Genomic DNA, 19,710 nt, shown 5'->3' with positions numbered 1-19,710 from the left:
CTAGCCAGTTGCCATGCTTTCTATTTTTGATCAGGGGCCGCCGCCGGCCTGCCCGTCTCCGTTCAATCTGGCAGCGCATGTACTGCGCTGTGCAGACAGGCTTTCGGACAAGACCGCCCTGTCTGTGGTGGGCTCCACGGATGCCAGGAATTGGACGTATCGCGAGTTGCAGCAGGCCATTCTGGGCACTGGCACAGGGCTGTTGAATGCCGGTTTGAAGCCCGGCGATATCGCGTTGATGCGGCTTGGGAACACGGTCGATTTCCCGATTGCCTATCTCGGAGCGATTGCTGTCGGCATCATCCCGGTCCCAACATCATCGCAGCTGACCGAGCCGGAAACAGAGCGCATGATCAAGGACCTCAAGCCTGCCGCCATTCTGCGTGATCCACAGGTTGCGTGCGCCGCGCACCCGGTTCAGATTGACCTATTCGATTTGGCCGGAATGCGTGATCTGCCTGCTGCTGAGTATCAAATGGGTGACCCGGAACGGATGGCCTATGTCGTCTATACTTCGGGCACGTCGGGAAAACCGAGGGCTGTGGCCCATGCCCATCGTGCCATCTGGGCGCGTCAGATGATGGTGGATGGCTGGTACGGGCTGCGTGAAACCGATCGCCTGTGTCACGCGGGCGCGTTCAACTGGACCTATACCTTGGGCACCGGTCTGATGGATCCCTGGACCATTGGCGCAACGGCTCTTATCCCCGCGCCGGGCACCGATCTGGACGCTCTACCTGCCCTGCTGCGCCATCATCAGGCCACCATCTTTGCTGCAGCACCTGGCGTATTCCGTAAGGTGGTGAGCTCAACAGACGACCTCGACCTGCCGGAATTGCGGCATGGGTTATGCGCCGGAGAAAAACTGTCGCGGCATCTGCACGAACAGTGGGCGCAAGCGACCGGCACTGAACTCTACGAAGCTTATGGCATGTCCGAGTGCTCGACTTTCATTTCGTCCAGCCCGGCGCATCCAGCGCGGTCCGATGCATTGGGCCAGCCGCAGCCTGGCCGCCGTGTGGCCATTCTGGGACCTGATGGTCCCGTACCTCAGGGTCAGGAAGGCACCATTGCCGTACACAGGTCTGACCCCGGCCTGATGCTGACCTATCTCAATGCCCCCGACGAGGCCGAAGCCCGGATGCAGGACGACTGGTTCCTGACCGGCGATCAAGGGGCCATGGCCGTGGATGGCCAGATCACCTATCTGGGTCGCGATGATGATATGATGAATGCGGGCGGCTATAGGGTGTCACCGGTTGAGGTCGAGGCGGCGCTGTCCCGATACCCCGGCATCGCACAGGTCGGGGCTGCGGCAGTCGAGGTCAAACAAGACACATTTGTGATAGCAGCCTTCTATACAGGACCGGAAAAGCTGGACGACGACGCCCTGCGTACTTATGTCGAGGCAAATCTGGCGCGCTATAAGCAACCGCGCGCCTTTATCCATCTGCCTGAACTGCCCACCGGCGGGAACGGGAAACTTCTGCGCCGGGCGCTGCCGGCCTATTTCAAGGCGACCAACCCATGACCGAGACCGTCAAGCTTGATATCATGTCCGACCCGATCTGCCCGTGGTGCTATATCGGCAAAACCCATCTGGACAAGGCGCTAGCGGCGATCCCGGACCATCCGTTTGTGATCGAATGGCATCCGTTCCAGTTGAACCCCGACATGCCGAATGCCGGGATGGATCGCCGCGAATATCTCGAACGCAAGTTCGGGGGCAAGGACGGTGCGGTGCGGGCCTATGCTCCGGTTGTTGATCATGCCGAGAACGCAGGCCTTAAGATCGACTTCGAAGGTATGGAGCGCACGCCCAACACACTGGATGCCCACCGCCTGATCCATTGGGCCGGGATTGAAGGCAAACAGAATGCCGTGGTCGATGCCTTGTTCGATGCCTATTTCGTGCAGGCCCGCGACATCGGCGATCATGAGGTTCTGGCGGATATTGCTGACAATGCGGGAATGGACGCAGCAGTCGTTCTAAAACTGCTGAAATCCGACGCGGACCGCGAGGATATCAGCAACCGTGACAGCCATTCCAGGCAGATGGGCGTCAGCTCTGTCCCAACATTCATCGTCGCCAATCAACATGCCGTCCCTGGGGCGCAACCCCCTGAAATGTGGGAAAAAGTAATTGCTGAAATCATGTCTCAACTTGAGGCTTCCCCTGCAAATTAGCACAGACCTCTGTGCAATTTGACACCTAGCGCCAACTGATTTGCCGTGATAGCGCGAACAGATCAGGAGGGCGTTATGGCCAATCGCATGTCACGGGGTGAGTTCGTAGCACTGGTCGCAATGATGTTTGCGACGATCGCGTTTTCGATCGATTCCATGTTGCCTGCGCTGCCAAATATCGGAGCGCAACTTAGTCCCGACGACATCAACAAAGCCCAGCTGATCCTGACCTCGTTTGTGTTGGGCATGGGGATTGGCACGTTTTTCACCGGTCCGCTGTCGGACGCCTTTGGCCGCAAACCAGTGATCTACGTCGGATCGGCACTGTATATCATCGCAGCGGCGGCTGCCTGGGCCAGTTCATCACTCGAAATGCTATTGGTCGCCCGTATCTTCCAGGGAATCGGATGTGCGGCCCCGCGCGTGGTGGCCATGGCGATTATTCGCGACCTGTACTCGGGTCGCGAGATGGCCCGCATTGTGTCGATTGCAATGATGATCTTCACCCTGGTCCCAGCAATTGCGCCAATGCTGGGGGCCGGCGTGATCGCACTGACCGGATGGCGGGGTATCTTTGCCTCATTCATCCTGTTCTCACTGATCACCATCGTCTGGATGGGCCTGCGCCTTCCGGAACCCCTGTCGGTCGAGAACCGTCGCCCGCTTCGCCTGCCCCTTATACTGGATGCCGCGCGCCAGATGTTCACTCACCCAACTGTCCGACTGTCGATCTTGGTTCAGACACTGTGTCTGGGCATGTTGTTCACCATGCTGACGATGGTTCAACCGGTCTACGATGTCATCCACGACAGTGCCGACAGCTTTCCGTTCTGGTTCGGGTTCGTGGCGTTGATGGCGGGCTCAGCCAGCCTGTTAAACGCGGCCCTTGTTATCAAATTGGGCATGCGCCGGATCGTGACATGGGCGTTGGGCGCGCAAGTCCTCTTTACCACAGCTGTCATCGCGCTGAACGCGGCAGACCTATCGCCCACACTGTCCTTCGCAGTTTTCGTAAGCTGGCAAACGGCGGTCTTCTTTATGGCAGGCATGACCATGGGCAATCTGAACGCCATCGCGATGGAGCCTATGGGCCATATCGCGGGTATGGCGGCCTCAGTGATCGGGGCAATCTCGACCGTGTTTGCTGCCGCGATTGCAGCCCCCATCGGGCAGATGTTCAACGGGTCCATCACCCCGCTGGCTGTCGGCATCCTGGCCATGAGCGCCGCGGGCTTCGGCCTGATGCTGCATATGGGGCGGATCGAAAACAGGCTGCCAGCCTGATCTGTGCAGGAACGATGAATCAGGCTAACCTCTGCTCAATATGAGTGGAGTTTTTCAGTGAGCGACTATTACGATCTTGGCGCATATTCCTGTCCGATAACGACGGCTTCAACAGACGCACAGCTCTGGTTCGACCGAGGGCTGAATTGGACCTACGGCTATAACCACGACGAAGCGGTTGTGTGCTTTCAGCGCGCGCTTGAATTTGACCCTGGCTGCGCGATGGCCCACTGGGGCGTGGCTTATGCTGCAGGGCCAAACTACAACCTGCCTTGGAACCTGCTGGATGACCGTGGACGGCGAAAGGCGCTGGCGCTGGCCTATGATGCCACGCAGAAAGCCGTGGCTTTGGCCGAAGGGTGCAGCCCGACGGAACAGGCGCTGATCCGCGCCCTGCCCGCGCGGTATCCACAGCGCGATCCCGTCGACGACATGCATTGCTGGGACCACGATTTCGCCGGCGCGATGCGGGCGGCCTTTGGTGAATTGCCTGATCACCTTGATCTGCGAACCATCTACGTCGAGGCGCTGCTCAACTTGACCCCCTGGCAGATGTGGGACCTGAAAACCGGTAAACCCGCTGAGGGCGCCGCGACTCTGGAAGCGCAAAAAGCCCTGGAGGACGCGATGGCAGACGATCCGGCGGCGATGTCGCATCCGGGTCTGTTGCACCTCTATGTCCACCTGATGGAGATGTCGCCAACACCGGAAAAGGCGCTGAAGGCTGGCGACGTGTTGCGCACATTGGTCCCGGATGCGGGGCATTTGGTACATATGCCAACCCATATCGACGTACTGTGCGGGCACTATCAGAACGTCGTCCACTGGAATGAAAAGGCGACCGAGGCTGACTTGAAGTATTATGAGCGCGAAGGCGCGTTCAACATCTACACAGGCTATCGCCAGCACAACTATCACTTTGCCATCTACGGCGCGCTGTTCCTTGGTCAAATGGAACCCGCGCTGCGTGCCAATCAAGGAATCTGGGACACCACCCCCGAAGAGATGCTCCGAACGGAAAGCCCGCCCATGGCGGATTTCTTCGAAAGCTACATGTCGATGGAGCCTCATATCCTGATCCGGTTTGGTCGGTGGGAAGAGGCAAAAGCCCTACCGCTGCCCGACGACCAGGATCTCTACCGCACTGTCACCGCAACCACCCATTACGCACGTGCAATCGCCTATGCGGCCACAGGTGAGGTGCCCGAAGCAGAGGCCGAAGAGCGACTGTTCCTTGCCGCCAAGGATCGGGTTCCGGAAACCCGGCTGCTGCACAACAACCGCGTGATCGACTTGCTGGACATCGCCCGCGAAATGCTGCGCGGAGAGATTGAGTATCGCAAAGGCAACTATGACGCTGCTTTCGCCCATCTGAGGCGCTCGGTCGAATTGGACGACACGCTGCCCTACGACGAGCCATGGGGGTGGATGCAACCCGCGCGCCACGCGCTTGGTGCATTGTTGTACGAACAGGGCCACGTGCCCGAGGCCGAAGCAGTGTATCGCGAAGATCTAGGGCTTGGCGGCACTCTGAGCCGCGCCTCAATCCACCCCGACAATGTCTGGAGTTTGAAGGGCTTGCATGATTGTCTGAAAACACGCGGTGAGACAGTCGAGATCAATCTGATCAAACAACGTCTTGATCTGGCGCTTGCCCGCGCTGACCGGGCCGTCGGGGCCTCGTGTTTTTGCGCGCAGGCAGCGATGAAGGCCGCAGAATGATCCGCGCACTACTGCTGTCGCTGGTGATTTGCGGCCCGGCACTGGCTGACCGCCAGTCTTTTACGCCGGTCGATGAAGCAGACCGCGATCCTACCCTCGTGGCCTTTCGGGATAGTTTGTTGGCGAGCGTGGCCGCAAGGGATACCGAGGCCGTGATCGCAGCCGCTTGCTCGGACATCTACCTCAGCCATGGCGGAAATGGCGGGCCCGGGGAATTCCTTGAATACCTCGCCCCGGAAACCAGCGAAACTCAAGAAGATCAGATCCGCCAAGCCTATTGGAGCGATCTGGAAACCACCCTGTCCCAACCGGGCTATTTCGACGACGAGGGTGAGTTTTGGATGCCGCATCAATGGCAGATCACTTTGCCTGCCTCATTGGACCCTTACGTGGCCTACTTTGTGACCGGAGAGGACGTGACCCTTCGGCAAGCTGCCGAGCCGGGCTCCCCAGCGCTGAGCCTCATCAGCTACGAGATCGTCATCGTCCCGAACTATCGCGACGGTGCCGACTATCAACCGGTGATGCTGACCGACGGCACGCGGGGATTCATGCACGGCGACTTTCTCTGGCCCATGACAGGCCACCGTGCCGCGTTCGTAAAATCGGATGCGGACGAATGGCAGCTGTGCACCTTTGTCAGCGGAGACTAGGCTTTCGCCTTTTTCTTCTTCGCTGCCATGACCTTTTCCGCCAGGTCGCGGGCGATGGCGAATGCGCCTTTAATCTTGTCGCTGTCCTTCTTCCAATCGCGTCTGACGACGATCTTGTTGTCCTTAACCTTGGCCAAACCGCGCTGGTTCTGAATGAACTCTACCAAACCCTCCGGCGAGGCGAACTTGTCGTTGTGGAACTGGATTGTCGCGCCTTTCGGCCCGCCATCCAGCTTGGCGATCCCTGCCCGCTTGCACATCGCCTTGATGCGCACGACCAACATCAGGGTGTTCACCTCTTTCGGTAGCGTTCCGAACCGGTCAATCAGTTCTGCGGCAAAACCTTCCAGCTCGACTTTGGTCGAAAGCGATGACAGGCGACGATAAAGCCCAAGGCGCACATCCAGATCGGGCACGTAATCGTCGGGGATCAGAACCGGCACGCCCAGATTGATCTGTGGCGCCCATTGGTCGTCGGCTTCCGACAGCCCTTCCATCTCACCGGCTTTGATCTTGGCAATCGCCTCTTCCAGCATCGATTGATACAGCTCATAGCCGACATCCCGCATCTGGCCAGATTGTTCCTCACCCAACAAGTTGCCCGCACCACGAATGTCCAGATCCTGCGACGCCAGCGTGAACCCGGCACCGAGTGTATCCAGTGAGCCCAGAACCCGCAGGCGTTTTTCGGCTGTCGTCGTCAATTTCTGACGCGGCTTGGTGGTCAGGTACGCATAGGCGCGGGTTTTGGACCGCCCTACCCGACCACGAATCTGATAGAGCTGCGCCAGCCCGAACATATCCGCCCGGTGCACGACCATCGTGTTCGCGGTGGGAATATCAAGCCCGCTTTCGACAATCGTCGTCGCCAACAGCACGTCGTATTTACCGTCATAAAAGGCGTTCATGCGGTCGTCGAGTTCACCCGCCGCCATCTGCCCATGCGCCACCATATAAGTCAGCTCGGGCAGCTGTTCTTTCAGGAACTCCTCGATCTCTGGCAGGTCGGAGATACGGGGAACAACATAGAAGCTCTGCCCGCCACGATAGTGTTCGCGCAGCAGCGCCTCGCGGACAGTGACCGCGTCGAATTCGCTGACATAGGTACGAATGGCCAGACGGTCGATCGGCGGTGTGCCGATGATCGACAGATCGCGCACCCCGGTCAGTGACAGTTGCAGTGTTCGCGGGATCGGTGTGGCGGTCAGGGTCAGAACGTGAATGTCGCTGCGCAGCTGCTTAAGGCGTTCCTTGTGCCCGACGCCAAAATGCTGTTCTTCGTCGATGATCAACAGGCCCAGATTGTTGAACCGGATACCCTTGGCCAGTAAAGCATGGGTGCCGATCACGATGTCGACAGTCCCGCGCGCCATACCGTCACGGGTCTGCTGTGCATCTTTCGCGGACACAAAGCGTGATAGCTGCCGCACCTCCAACGGAAAGCCACGGAACCGTTCCTTGAAGCTGGCTGCATGCTGACGGGCCAGCAAGGTGGTCGGTGCGATCACGGCCACCTGAACACCGGACATCGCGGCGACAAAGGCCGCGCGCATGGCAACCTCGGTTTTGCCAAAGCCCACGTCACCACAAATCAACCGATCCATCGGCGCGCCGGAATGCATGTCCTCCATCACCTCGGAAATCGCGCGCAACTGATCATCGGTTTCCTGATATGGAAAGCGCGCGCTGAACTCCTCCCACGCGTGGGGCGGCGGATCCATGACCGGAGCTTTGCGCAAAGCGCGTTCGGCTGCGATACGGATCAGCTTGTCCGCCATCTCGCGAATGCGCTCTTTCAGCTTGGCTTTCTTTGCCTGCCACGCACCTCCACCCAAGCGGTCCAGCAGACCTTCGTCATGGCCGTACTTTGACAGCAGCTCGATGTTCTCGACCGGCAGATACAGCTTGGACTGTTCAGCATATTCCAGCAGCAGGCATTCATGCGCAGCACCGGCCGCCGTGACCACTTCCATCCCTATGTACCGCCCGATTCCGTGGTCGACATGCACCACCAGATCACCGGGGCTGAGCGATTGGGTTTCGGTCAGGAAATTCTCGGCCTTGCGGCGCTTCTTGGGCTGGCGGATGAGGCGGTCACCCAGCACGTCCTGCTCGGCGATCACGGTCAGACCGGGCGTTTCAAACCCGTGCTCAAGCGCCCAGACAGCCAGATGCAATCCGCGTTTGCCAATCCGGGTGCCATCGGTGACAGGGACGGCTTCGGCCAGGCCTTCATCCTCGATCAACCCCGTCAGGCGCTCTCGTGCCCCTTCGGAGTACGACGCAATCAAGACGGGCCCCTTGGCCATCTTGTCGGTGATATGGCTTGCCAAAGCACCAAAAAGGCTGATGTTTTCCTGCTGCCGCTCTGGTGCGAAATTGCGACCAATCCGCCCGCCTGCATCGATCACACCGGGACCGCTGGCCTGAGGCAGCGGGCTGAACTGCATCACCCGCCGGTCCCCGACCGCCTGCTCCCATGCGGCGTCGTCCAGATAGAGCAATCCGGGAGGTGTAGGCTTATACACCGTGTCCATGCGCGAGCGGTTTTCCAGCGCCAGACGCCGCGTTTCATACTGATCGGCAATTGTATCCCAGCGGGCAAGCCGCGTGGGTGTCACCTGATCATCCACTGTGATCGTCGCATCCGGCAGATAATCAAACAGGGTTTCCAGCTTTTCGTGGAAGAATGGCAGCCAGTGTTCGATGCCTTGGTGTTTGCGCCCTGCACTGATCGCCTCATACAGCGGATCATCGGTGCCCGCGGCGCCAAATTCGATACGATAGTTTTGGCGGAATCTAGTTATGGCGGCGTCATCCAGAATGACCTCGGAAACCGGGGCCAGTTCCACCACGTCCAGCTTTTCGGTTGTGCGTTGCGAAACCGGGTCAAACCGGCGCGCGCCGTCCAGCACGTCTCCGAACAGATCCAAACGCACGGGGCCGGATTCGCCCGGTGGGAAAATGTCGATGATTCCGCCGCGAACCGCATAATCACCCGGCTCCATCACCGTCGGACTTTGCGTGAACCCCATGCGCACAAGGAAGTTCCGCAGCGCCGTTTCGTCGACGCGATGGTTCACGCGGGCGGTAAAGGCAGCTTCGCGCAGCACATCCCGCGCAGGCACACGCTGGGTCGCGGCGTTCAGCGTGGTCAGCAGGACAAACCGATCCGGCATCTGATGCACCAGTGCCGCCAAAGTCGCTACACGCGCCGCTGCTATGTCGGCGTTGGGCGACACCCGGTCATATGGCAGACAATCCCACCCCGGAAACACAAAGACCGGCATGTCGGGGGCGAAGAAAGCCAGTGCGGCCCGCATCGCCTCCATCCGTTTGTCATCACGCGCGACGTGACAGACCGGCCCGCCAACGCGCGTGATCTCATTCAGAACAAGCTGTGCGTCAAACCCTTCGGGAGCGCCGCCAACCGTCACATGGTTCGGAGCTGTCATCGCCTTGCCTTTCTGATTTTCATCCCCCGAGAACGCCGATCGAGACGTTCTGGTACATACCCCAAAGTGACGTGATGACAATTGAGATCATGCCAATGATCTGGGTGTAAATCCTGCAGCGTACAAGGATCTTCGCCACGCTTTCGACTATCGGCTCGATGCCCTGCAACTTGCGTGCGGCGCGAATGTTGATCAGCATCACCAAACTCACGGGGAACAGTAACAAAAACACGGCCTGCGCAAATTCAATGCCATAGTAGAAACCCAGCATCGCTAGCCCGGTAAAAAAGAAACAGCATAAGGCAAGAATAACAAGGCCAGACATATCAACAATGTAAAGCAGCCTGTTGCCGTTGATCCGAACGATATCCAGCAGGTCCTGCTCGGACTGTCCGCCAACACGGCGGGCACGCACAAGCAGATCGTAGGGAACCCCCATCGCCCAGTGACTGGCCGACGACCAGAGCACTGCCAGCACAATCCAGTACCACAGATTCGAAAAGCTGCGCATGTCGATGAGTTCGAAAATCGAAGAGTGCAAATCCACGCGACAGCCCTTTGTTCATTGTCCTTGGGGCGTTCTTCGCGCAGGCGCGTCCAATGTTACCCTTGAGACCATCGGGAATTCATGCCACCCAATGCACGAATATTCAAGGAGAGCGCGACATGAAACCGACCATCGCCCCCTACCCCCTTACGCGATTTCGCCGGGCGCGCCAATCCGATGCCATTCGTGGGTTGGTGCGGGAAAACGCGCTGACGACAGACGATCTGATCTGGCCGGTTTTTGTGCGCGATGGCGAAGGCATTGAAGAACCCGTACCTTCGATGCCCGGCGTTGTGCGGCGCTCGGTCGATCTGATCGCCAATGCCGCAGTCGAGGCACAGGCTATGGGCATCCCGGCGATCTGCATCTTTCCTTATACTGATCCCAGCCTGAAAACCGAAGATTGCGCTGAGGCGTGGAACCCCGACAACTTGTCGAACCGGGCCATTCGGGCGATCAAATCTGCTGCCCCCAATATCGCCGTGATGACCGATGTGGCGCTGGACCCCTATAACATCAATGGCCATGACGGCTATGTTGTCGACGGCGAGATTGTGAACGATCAGACCGTCGAGGCGCTGGTCAAGATGACATTGGCGCAGGCCGAGGCCGGGGCCGACATCATTGGCCCTTCGGACATGATGGATGGCCGCATCGGCGCGATGCGCCGCGCGCTTGAGGCTGCGGGACACCACAACGTGATGATCCTCAGCTATGCCGCTAAATATGCGAGTGCATTCTACGGCCCCTTCCGCGATGCGGTGGGCGCGTCAGGTGCGCTGACCGGAGACAAGAAGACCTACCAGATGGACCCCGCCAATTCGAACGAGGCCCTGCGCCTGATCGAGCGTGACCTGACCGAAGGCGCAGACATGGTGATGATCAAGCCGGGCATGCCCTATCTGGATATCTGCCGCCGCGTGAAAGACACGTTTGGCGCGCCAACCTATGCCTACCAGGTGTCCGGTGAATACGCGATGATACAGGCAGCTGCGCAGAACGGCTGGATTGATGGTGAGATGGTCATGCTGGAAAGCCTGCTGGCCTTCAAACGCGCAGGCTGCGACGGAATCCTGACCTACTTTGCACCGCAGGTCGCGCGCATCCTTCAGGGCTAAAACCCCGGGCGGTCGCGACTTTTCGCCGATTGTGAACGCTGTTGGACCAGCTTTCCCGTGACACACGGACGCAATCGGCGTATTCTCGCACACAAGATCGGGAACACCCGACACTTCAGGCAGTTTATACAGAGAAAAAAACATGAGCAGTTCCAACTCTCCCCGACTAAACCGTCGTGGCTTTGCGCTTGGCATGGCCGGGCTCACACTGACCGCTGCATGCGGAAACGGTGTAGGCAATTCCAATGCGGCCCAGATCGACGCCCGTGTGAACGTGACGCTGAACGAAATGTTCAGCAAGTACCCCAATACCGTCGAGATCGCCGAAAAAGCCGACGGCATGCTGGTGATGCCACTGATCACCGAGGCCGGGTTCATCTTTGGTGGTGCCTATGGCCAGGGCGCGCTGCGCATCAACGGCGCAACGGTCGACTATTACTCGGCCCTATCCGGCAGTGCTGGTCTGCAGATCGGCGCGCAACAATATGCGCATGTCCTGTTCTTCATGACGCAGGACGCCCTAGATGACTTCCGCCGTTCCAGCGGTTGGACCGCGGGTGCGGATATCGGCTATGTCGTCGACGCCACCGGCGACTCGCTCTCAACCGACACGACCCAATTGCGTAGGCCCGTATTGGCCGCCGTTTTCGGACAGGCCGGTCTGAAATTCGGCGCGACCGTCGAAGGCACCAAGTACACGCGCATTATCCCCTGATACCGAATACCACCCCCCCTTTGCCACGGACCCCGCCACATGTTCAAAACCATGTGGCGGGGTTTTTCATCTCAACATGTTAACTCAACGTTCGCGCGGCGTTCCTCTTTCGGTTGCCCGGTCCTTCCAGTAGGGTTCAGCCAATAATTTCTTATGGGGATATGGGGCGTTCATGGGTCTTGTCTTTCGCTGGCTGGTTCGGATTGCTACGGGCCTGATCCTGTTGGCCGTTGCGGCTGTGGGTCTTGTCTACTTCCTGGCCAGCCAGTCCCTGCCGGATTATGACCAGACCGTCGAAGTCAGCGGGCTGCGTGCGCCGGTCGAGATCGTGCGTGACACCGCCAATGTTCCGCATATTCTGGCCGAAAGCGACCCGGACGTGTTCTTTGGCCTGGGCTATGCCCATGCGCAGGATCGCCTGTGGCAGATGACCGTGATGCGACGCACTGCACAGGGCCGTTTATCCGAAGTGTTTGGCAAGCGCACAGTCACCATCGACAAGCTCTTGCGCCGGTTTGACCTGTACAGTCTTGCCCACCGCTCGGTCGAGGTGCAGGACGATTACACCAAAGCTGCGCTGCGCGCTTATTCTGCAGGCGTCAATGCCCGGCTGGATGAGATCAATGAGAACGCATTGGGACGCGGCGCGCCCGAGATGTTTCTGTTCAACGCATCTGTTTCGCCGTGGCAGCCCGGCGACAGCATTGCGATCATCAAACTGATGAGCCTGCAACTGTCTGGCCATTTGAAAGATGAGGTCCTGCGCGCTCGCACATCCCTGATGCTGAACGATCCGCAGCGGCTGGCCGATATCCTGCCAGACGTACCAGGCGCGGGCATCGCGGCGCTGCCAGAATATGCGTCTTTGTTCCCAGAACTGCCGCGATATGCCGAAGGCACGCCAATGCCAGACACGCCGCTGTCACCATTCCCTAAACGCGGCTTGGCCGGGGCGTCTAACGCGTGGTCGGCCGCGCCCTCGCGTTCCGCGATCGGAGGCACCCTGCTGGCCAATGACCCCCATCTGGGCCTGACCGCACCCGGCATTTGGTACCTGGCGCGGCTTGAGCTTGCCAAAGGCGGTGTTATCGGCGCGACCATTCCGGGCGTTCCGGCGATCATGACGGGCCGCAGTGATAGGTTGGGCTGGGGTCTGACGTCGTCTTACCTGGACGATCAGGATGTTCACATCGAACAGCTGAACCCGGAAAACCCAGAAGAATACCTGTCGCCTGATGGTTTCAAACGGTTTCGCTCGCGCCCCTCGATCATCGAGATCAAAGACGAAGCCCCCATCACCCTGACTCTGCGCTGGACCGAGAACGGACCCGTCTTGCCCGGTAGCCATTACGATCTGGAAACGATCACCCCGCCCGGGCACGTTGCCTCATTGGCCTGGACCGCACTTAGCCCGCGCGACACGTCGATGACGGCTTCGATGGCATTAATGAATTCGGACAGTGTGCGCGAAGCCATCGACGTGGCCGAACTGTTCATTGCGCCGTCGCAAAACCTGTCGCTGGTCGACAAGGACACGATCGGCATGAAGCTGATCGGCGCAATGCCTGGCCGAGACATTCGCAACCAAAGCCGCGGCCGTATCCCAACGCCCGGTTGGTTGGCCGAGAACCTGTGGCAAGGCCGCTTGCCTTATGCAAACAACCCCGAGTTCGTGACACCAGCAGGCGGGATTCTGGGCAATACAAACAACAAGATCATCGACCGCCCTTTCCCCAATCATGTCTCGTATGAATGGGGCGATACGCAGCGCGTGCACCGTTGGGAACGCCTGATGCAATCGCGCGAGGTTCACACCCGCGACAGCTTTATCGAGGCGCAGCTTGATACCGTCAGCTTTACCGCCCGCTCGCTTCTGCCGCTGATCGGCGCCGATCTTTGGTTTACCGGAGCCTCTGCGCCCGAGGGCACACCGGAACGCCGTCGTCAGGTCGCGCTGGCCCTGCTGGCCGAGTGGAACGGTGAGATGAACGAGCACCTGCCTGAACCGCTGATCTATGCTGCATGGTTGCGTGCACTGCAGATCCGGCTGATCTCGGACGAGCTGGGGCCGCTGGCGGCCGAATACAAACATGTTGAACCGCTGTTTATCGAACGGGTGTACCGCGATATCGACGGCGCCTCGGTCTGGTGCGACGTGCGCCAGAGCGCGCCGGTAGAAACATGCACTGACATGGCGCGGTTGGCGCTGGATGATGCGCTGATCTGGATCAGCGAGAAATACGGTGGTTCGCTGGAATCGCTGCGCTGGGGAGATGCCCATCAGGCCACGCATGACCACCCGGTTCTGGGCACGGTTCCCGTTCTGCGGTTCTTCGTCAACATCCGCCAATCCACCAGCGGCGGCGACAACACCCTGCTGCGCGGGCGGACATCGGGCGAAGGGCCCAACCCTTTCCAAAACGTCCACGGTGCGGGATATCGCGGTGTCTATGATTTTGCCGATCCCAACAGTTCGGTCTTTATCACGGCAACGGGTCAGTCGGGGCACTTTCTGTCGCGCTACTACGACGATCAGGCCCAGCTTTGGCGGCGGGGTGAGTACATCCCGATGTCACTGGACATGGATCTGGCCCGCGCGGCAGCAGTCGGCGTAACCAACCTGACCCCGCGCTGATTTCACTGCTTCGGCAGGACCTTGCCCCTTTTGCAAGCTGCCGTGGACGCGCGCAGGTGTTTTCGCCTACGATCTGCAAGCCGACAATTCGGGACCTTGGGGGTACAGATGGCCAGTTTTCGGGATATGATGAACAATCTCGCACGCGATTACGCAATCGCATGGAGCTCGGGCGACCCAGATGCGGTTGCCAGCTTTTTTGCACCCGACGGGCAAATCACGGTCAACCGGGGTGAACCAACTGTCGGCCGTGCCGCCGTTGCAGACATGGCGCGCGGATTCCACACCGACTTCCCGGATCTGGAAGTGCGCTGCGACATGCTGCGTTGGGCCGGGTCACACGCCATTTTTGTCTGGACGCTGGAAGGCCATCACTCAGAATCCGGCCACCACATCGTCACGCGTGGTTGGGAAGAATGGGAGCTGACCGATGACAACAAAGTCCAATCTTCGCTTTTCTGGTTCGATGCTGACGACTATCAGCGCCAGATTGACGGGCAGTAGCGGACCCCCCGCCTAAACCCGCGTGATCCGGTAGTCGCGCGAAATGCCTTCGGTCACCTTGAACCAACTTGAGGCTTTCGTTCGCGTCTGATGGGCGTCAAAGGCCGCTTGGTTCTCAAAGATTTCGCGCACGTTGAACCGACCCGGAAAATCTGCGTCTTCTGTAAGGTCGAATGAGATGCACCCCGGCTCGGCCCGCGTCAGGGCGATGTGGTCCGGCAAAGCCTCCCGCACCTGCGTGATCCGATCAGCAGGCACGGAAATATGACCACGCAGAACCACCTTAGATTCTCCCATCGTGACCTCGCTTATCGATCAAAGCGCGGCGAACTGCGCCGCCTGCTTGTCGGTCCACAATACGGTGATCTGAAATCCGTCATCCGTCTGCTCTTCGGATTGAACGACATCCTGACGGAACAGCCACGCACGCTTGTTGCCTTCGGCAAATGCCAGCGTCAGTACCGTTTCGTGCCGAACCCCCTGCAAATTAACCGCGATCTCGGCCAACAAAGGTTCGATGCCTTCGCCCGTAACGGCGGAAATGGCAAAAATCGACGGGTCGCGGTCGGCCCGGGCAAACGTGGCCTCGCGCTCATCTTCGTTCAACAGGTCGATCTTGTTCCAGACCTCAAGCCGGGGGCGTTCGTCATCAACACCCAACGAGGTCAAAATGGTTTCGACATCCCGGGCTTGTGCCTCGGTGTCTTCATGGCTGATGTCGCGCACATGCACGACGATATCTGCGCCCAGAACCTCTTCGAGTGTGGCGCGGAAGGCCGCGACCAGTTCGGTTGGCAAGTTCGAAATGAACCCCACCGTGTCCGACAGAATCACCTCGGGACCATCGGGCAGTTCAACCCGCCGCATGGTCGGATCCAGCGTGGCAAACAGCATGTCCTTTGCCATTACTTCGGCCCCGGTCAGGCGATTGAACAAAGTTGATTTACCGGCGTTCGTATAGCCCACCAACGCAACAATCGGATACGGCACCTTGGCCCGTGCCGCGCGGTGCAAAGTTCGGGTCTTGATTACCTTCTGCAATTGACGGCGCAGGCGCACAAGCTGATCGTCGATCGCCCTTCGGTCAGCCTCGATCTGGGTTTCACCGGGACCACCGACAAACCCCAATCCGCCCCGCTGACGTTCAAGGTGGGTCCAGGCGCGAACCAGACGCGTTCGCTGATAGCTGAGCGCGGCCATCTCGACCTGCAGCACACCTTCACGGGTACGAGCGCGGTCGCTGAAAATCTCCAAAATCAACCCGGTTCGGTCGAGGATCTTGACCTTCCACGCTTTTTCCAGATTGCGCTGCTGAACTGGAGTCACGGGACCATCGATCAGAACCAGCTCGACCTCGGCGTCATGAAACCGTTCGCCCAGCTCCTCGATCTTGCCGGTCCCGAACAACAGCCCCGGTTGGGCACGTGGCAGACGCACAATATCGGACCCGATCACATCCAGATCGGGCAAAGCGGCAGCCAGCGCCACCGCCTCTTCCAGCGCCGGTCCAGGGACACGGCGCTGTTCATCTGATTTGATTTCCGGATGCAGCACCCAAGCCCGGGTGCGCGTCCTGTCATGTTCCATCAAGAGGCGTCTTCGCCCTCATACAGGTTGATCGGCTGCGACGGCATGATCGTTGAAATTGCGTGTTTGTAGACCAGCTGCGACTGTCCGTCGCGGCGCAACAATACGCAGAAATTGTCGAACCAGGTGATGACACCCTGCAATTTCACACCGTTGATCAGGAAAATTGTGACCGGGACCTTTGCTTTCCGTACATTATTCAGGAACGCGTCCTGCAGATTCTGTCTGTCCGAAGCCATATTATTATAATCTCGCCATTGTTCTTGCTACGCGCTGCGGACCAACGCGCTCCCTCTGGCAGAGTATGGAGTGTCGTTAACCGATATTCCAGATGAAAAATAAGGTGTCGGCAAAGGTGAGGATTCTTAGTCTCGCCAGAGGGTTGGCGTAATCAGCGCAATGATCGCCAATGTTTCCAGTCGCCCGATCACCATCGCCGCACACATGGTCAGCTTTGCGCCCCAGGGCAAATCGACCAGACGGATGGGAACATCAGTGGCCAGTTCGATCAGCGGCCCGGTGGTGCTGAGCGCGGCAACGCTGAGGACCATCGCCTGTTCAAACCCCGAGCCCATCGCGGCCAGCAACAGATTGAACAGTGCTGCGGTCAAGGCGAACATCATCAGGAAGATCCAGGCGATAAAGGCCCCGTCGCTTTGAATGCGTCGGTTTCCGCCGCCAATGCCACTAACGGATGAGGGATAGATCAACCGATCAATCTCGCGCGCGCCATTGAGGTACAGGGCAAAGACCCGCAACAGTTTGACCCCGCCCGCCGTTGTGGCCACCCCTCCTCCGATCAGGGCAAGACCCATCAGGATCAGCCCGGGGGTGCCAAGGCCGGACAATTGCTGCGCATCGTTCCAGTTGGCGCTTTCGAATCCGGCTGTGGTCAGGAAAGACAACGCCGTAAAGATCATACCCCAGATCACGCTGAGTGCTTGAAGCGGTTCCAATTGATTGCCGATTTCCAGAACACCGGCCCAAACGCGCGCAAACAACAATGCCGCGACGACACCCACAATCATCAGGCCAATCCGGAATTCGGGGTCTTGGTCCAGCCGGGAATAGCCTGTTGTTGCCGTATCGGTCGAAAACGTCAGCCGCGACAAGGCGAAGAACAGGAACAGAAACAGGATCGCCTCGCCCGTTATTCCAGCCTGCGCCCCCTCCAGCCCGCCAACCGGAGATATCCCCGACGTGGCCATGGTTGACATGGCGTGACACACGGCAGTCAAACCGTTTTCTCCGGCGATCAGCAGCAGGATCCATATGGTTGCGGTCAGACCGGTATAGACTGGTGTCAAGGTCCGGGTCACACGGATCAGACGGCCGCGGGGGTCGACCTCTTCGCTTTGTGCGACGCCCGACACCGGGCGACCGGGCTGGCCGCGCGCCGTAATCTCGAACCCACCCAGCGACAAGGGCGCCAGAATTGCCGCCGCAGCAATCCACATTAGCAAGCCACCCATCCAGCCGACCAAAGCACGCCACAGGTGCAGCGGTGCGGTCAGGCGATCCGGGTCCGGAAACAGATCTGCACCGGTGGTGGTCACAGCACTGACCATATCAAAATACGCATTCAAAAAGGTGGTGGTGCCCAAGGCATCATGCAGCGGAATTGCCAGAAACAGCGGCAAAACGGTAAAACAGCCCAGCAACACGGCCAGTTGCCCCAGCGTCCCACGTCGCGGCACGCGGTTTGATGCTGCCACAGCAATCGTGGACACCACGAACATTCCCAGAAGACCGGAATAGAAAAACGATCGCGACGTGTCGTGATCATCCAAGGCCAGCGCGTAAATCGCCGGAACCCACATCGACAGCGCGGCGATTCCCCAGATCAACAGAAACAGCGGCAACCGCTGTATCAAAGTGATCTGTTGTCTCAGAGCGCGCACCATCAGAAGAAATCGATTGAAACCTGCATAAGGCGCTCGACCTCGGGCACGTCCTTGGCCATCGCAAAGATCGCCACCACGTCCTTTTCATCGATCCGCAGGCTGCCTGTCGGGCGCAAAAGCTCATCGCCTTTTCGTACGGCACCTACCAGAACACCTTCGGGAAAATCGATATCCCGCAGCTTCTGCCCGGCCATGGGTGAGGTCGACAGCACCTCGGCCTCGATCACTTCTGCCTCGGCATCCCCGATAGAATAGACCTGCCGCACCCGCCCGTGGCGAATATGGCGCAGGATCGAGCTGACAGTGGTTGCACGCGGGTTTATGTAGGCGTCGATTCCCAGTGGCCCCATCAGGGCCACCATGCTTGGATCATTGATCAAGGCAATCGCCAAGGCACAACCTTCGGCCTTGGCCCGTACCGCAGCCAGCATGTTGGCGCGGTCGTCATCGGTGACCGCCAGCATTGCGTCGGCGCGTTCGATCCCGGCCTCGCGCAACAAGGCGGCATCCAGCCCGTCGCCATTCAGGACAATCGTCCGTTCCAATGTTTCGGCGGCTATTTCAGCGCTTTGGCGATCACGCTCGATCACCTTGGCACGCACACGGCTTTCACGTTCTTCCAGCGTTCGGGCAACTTCCAGACCGACATTTCCGCCGCCCACAATTACCACGCGATCCTGCTTTTTGTGGGTCTTGCCGAAAACCTCCATCGTGCGGTCCACGTCTTTGACATTGGTAAAGACATAGCATTCGTCGCCGACAAACAGCTGATCTTCGGATTCAGGCGCAAACAGCGTGCCATCGCGCCGAACACCGACAACGATTGAGCTGAGCGTCGAAAACAGGTCCGTGAGCTGCCGCAGAGGTGTGTTCACGACGGGGCAATCTTCGTCGATACGGATGCCCAGAAGTTGCGCCTGCCCATCCATGAACATCTCAGTATCAAAGGCGGACGGGGCCGAAAGGCGGCGCATGGCGGCTGCCGCCACTTCGCGTTCGGGGCTGATCACGACATCGATGGGCAAGTGGTCACGACGGAACAAATCTGAATGGATCGCCTGCAAATACGATTTCGCCCGCAACCGCGCGATCTTGCGCTGGATGGAAAAGATCGAATGCGCCATCTGACAGGTGACCATATTCACCTCGTCCGAATGGGTCGCTGCGATGATCATATCGGCATCACGCGCGCCTGCCCGTTCCAGCACGTCAGGATAGCTGGCAAATCCGGCAATCCCCTGAACATCCAGCGTTTCCGTCGCCCGGCGCACCAGATCGGGATTGTTGTCCACCACCGTTACGTCATTCAGTTCGCCCGACAAGTGACGTGCGATCTGCCAGCCGACCTGGCCGGCACCGCATATGATGACCTTCATGTTTCTGGCCCTTCTGCCTGAAA

16 protein-coding genes are annotated in these 19,710 nt (G+C 59.1%); 9 read left to right on the top strand and 7 right to left on the bottom strand.

Translation table 11 applies throughout. The annotated features are described in order from the left end of the window. The first annotated feature begins 13 nt into the window (after nucleotides 1-13). From AC2FLA_RS08945 to AC2FLA_RS08925, 5 genes are all read left to right on the top strand, one after another. Nucleotides 14-1,531 (top strand): class I adenylate-forming enzyme family protein, encoded by a 1,518-nt coding sequence (locus AC2FLA_RS08945; protein WP_496721708.1) that lies wholly within the window; start codon nucleotides 14-16, stop codon nucleotides 1,529-1,531. Continuing rightward, nucleotides 1,528-2,187: a DsbA family oxidoreductase gene (locus tag AC2FLA_RS08940; protein ID WP_496721707.1), complete on the top strand. Its 660-nt coding sequence runs from the start codon at nucleotides 1,528-1,530 to the stop codon at nucleotides 2,185-2,187. The genes AC2FLA_RS08945 and AC2FLA_RS08940 overlap by 4 nt, the downstream gene beginning before the upstream one ends. Before the next feature lie 75 nt (nucleotides 2,188-2,262). Further along, on the top strand, nucleotides 2,263-3,471 hold the full coding sequence (locus AC2FLA_RS08935) for an MFS transporter (RefSeq protein ID WP_496721706.1): 1,209 nt from the start codon (nucleotides 2,263-2,265) through the stop codon (nucleotides 3,469-3,471). A 57-nt stretch (nucleotides 3,472-3,528) separates the two neighbouring features. After that, complete coding sequence (locus AC2FLA_RS08930) at nucleotides 3,529-5,193, top strand: tetratricopeptide repeat protein (protein WP_496721705.1); 1,665 nt, start codon at nucleotides 3,529-3,531, stop codon at nucleotides 5,191-5,193. Continuing rightward, on the top strand, nucleotides 5,190-5,846 hold the full coding sequence (locus tag AC2FLA_RS08925) for an SH3 domain-containing protein (protein WP_496721704.1): 657 nt from the start codon (nucleotides 5,190-5,192) through the stop codon (nucleotides 5,844-5,846). The genes AC2FLA_RS08930 and AC2FLA_RS08925 overlap by 4 nt, the downstream gene beginning before the upstream one ends. Here AC2FLA_RS08925 and mfd read toward each other — a convergent pair. Both mfd and AC2FLA_RS08915 read right to left on the bottom strand, forming a co-directional pair. Further along, on the bottom strand, nucleotides 5,843-9,301 hold the full coding sequence (mfd, locus tag AC2FLA_RS08920; RefSeq protein WP_496721703.1) for a transcription-repair coupling factor: 3,459 nt from the start codon (nucleotides 9,299-9,301) through the stop codon (nucleotides 5,843-5,845). The genes AC2FLA_RS08925 and mfd overlap by 4 nt on opposite strands. Before the next feature lie 19 nt (nucleotides 9,302-9,320). Continuing rightward, nucleotides 9,321-9,848: a component of SufBCD complex gene (locus tag AC2FLA_RS08915; RefSeq protein ID WP_496721702.1), complete on the bottom strand. Its 528-nt coding sequence runs from the start codon at nucleotides 9,846-9,848 to the stop codon at nucleotides 9,321-9,323. 119 nt (nucleotides 9,849-9,967) lie between these two features. Here AC2FLA_RS08915 and hemB point away from each other — a divergent pair, with 119 nt between their 5' ends. From hemB to AC2FLA_RS08895, 4 genes are all read left to right on the top strand, one after another. After that, on the top strand, nucleotides 9,968-10,966 hold the full coding sequence (gene hemB / locus AC2FLA_RS08910) for a porphobilinogen synthase (protein ID WP_496721701.1): 999 nt from the start codon (nucleotides 9,968-9,970) through the stop codon (nucleotides 10,964-10,966). Between the two features lie 142 nt (nucleotides 10,967-11,108). Next, nucleotides 11,109-11,681, top strand: coding sequence for a lipid-binding SYLF domain-containing protein (locus tag AC2FLA_RS08905; RefSeq protein ID WP_113790146.1), 573 nt, complete (start codon nucleotides 11,109-11,111; stop codon nucleotides 11,679-11,681). A gap of 172 nt (nucleotides 11,682-11,853) precedes the next feature. Beyond that, complete coding sequence (locus tag AC2FLA_RS08900) at nucleotides 11,854-14,316, top strand: penicillin acylase family protein (protein ID WP_496721700.1); 2,463 nt, start codon at nucleotides 11,854-11,856, stop codon at nucleotides 14,314-14,316. A 108-nt stretch (nucleotides 14,317-14,424) separates the two neighbouring features. Continuing rightward, the gene (locus tag AC2FLA_RS08895) at nucleotides 14,425-14,820 is read left to right on the top strand and encodes an SgcJ/EcaC family oxidoreductase (protein ID WP_496721699.1); all 396 of its coding nucleotides are present in this window, start codon (nucleotides 14,425-14,427) and stop codon (nucleotides 14,818-14,820) included. A 12-nt stretch (nucleotides 14,821-14,832) separates the two neighbouring features. Here the strand turns inward: AC2FLA_RS08895 and AC2FLA_RS08890 are convergent, their stop codons facing one another. The 5 genes from AC2FLA_RS08890 to trkA all read right to left on the bottom strand — a co-directional run bounded on the left by AC2FLA_RS08890 (nucleotide 14,833) and on the right by trkA (nucleotide 19,687). Then, the gene (locus tag AC2FLA_RS08890) at nucleotides 14,833-15,117 is read right to left on the bottom strand and encodes a putative quinol monooxygenase (protein ID WP_496721698.1); all 285 of its coding nucleotides are present in this window, start codon (nucleotides 15,115-15,117) and stop codon (nucleotides 14,833-14,835) included. Nucleotides 15,118-15,135: 18 nt separating this feature from the next. Further along, complete coding sequence (gene hflX / locus AC2FLA_RS08885; RefSeq protein WP_108858469.1) at nucleotides 15,136-16,407, bottom strand: GTPase HflX; 1,272 nt, start codon at nucleotides 16,405-16,407, stop codon at nucleotides 15,136-15,138. Next, nucleotides 16,407-16,646 carry an RNA chaperone Hfq gene (gene hfq, locus AC2FLA_RS08880; protein ID WP_005982826.1) on the bottom strand — a complete coding sequence of 80 codons (240 nt, stop codon included), beginning with the start codon at nucleotides 16,644-16,646 and terminating at the stop codon, nucleotides 16,407-16,409. The genes hflX and hfq overlap by 1 nt, the downstream gene beginning before the upstream one ends. A 126-nt stretch (nucleotides 16,647-16,772) precedes the next feature. Next, nucleotides 16,773-18,311, bottom strand: a complete 1,539-nt coding sequence (locus AC2FLA_RS08875) for a TrkH family potassium uptake protein (protein ID WP_496721697.1) — start codon at nucleotides 18,309-18,311, stop codon at nucleotides 16,773-16,775. Then, the gene (gene trkA, locus AC2FLA_RS08870; RefSeq protein WP_496721696.1) at nucleotides 18,311-19,687 is read right to left on the bottom strand and encodes a Trk system potassium transporter TrkA; all 1,377 of its coding nucleotides are present in this window, start codon (nucleotides 19,685-19,687) and stop codon (nucleotides 18,311-18,313) included. Before trkA ends, AC2FLA_RS08875 begins: the two co-directional genes overlap by 1 nt. Nucleotides 19,688-19,710 lie beyond the last annotated feature (23 nt).

The sequence above is a fragment of the Ruegeria sp. CDSA033 genome (genome assembly GCF_059612305.1).
This window is presented reverse-complemented; position numbering and strand designations above follow the sequence as displayed.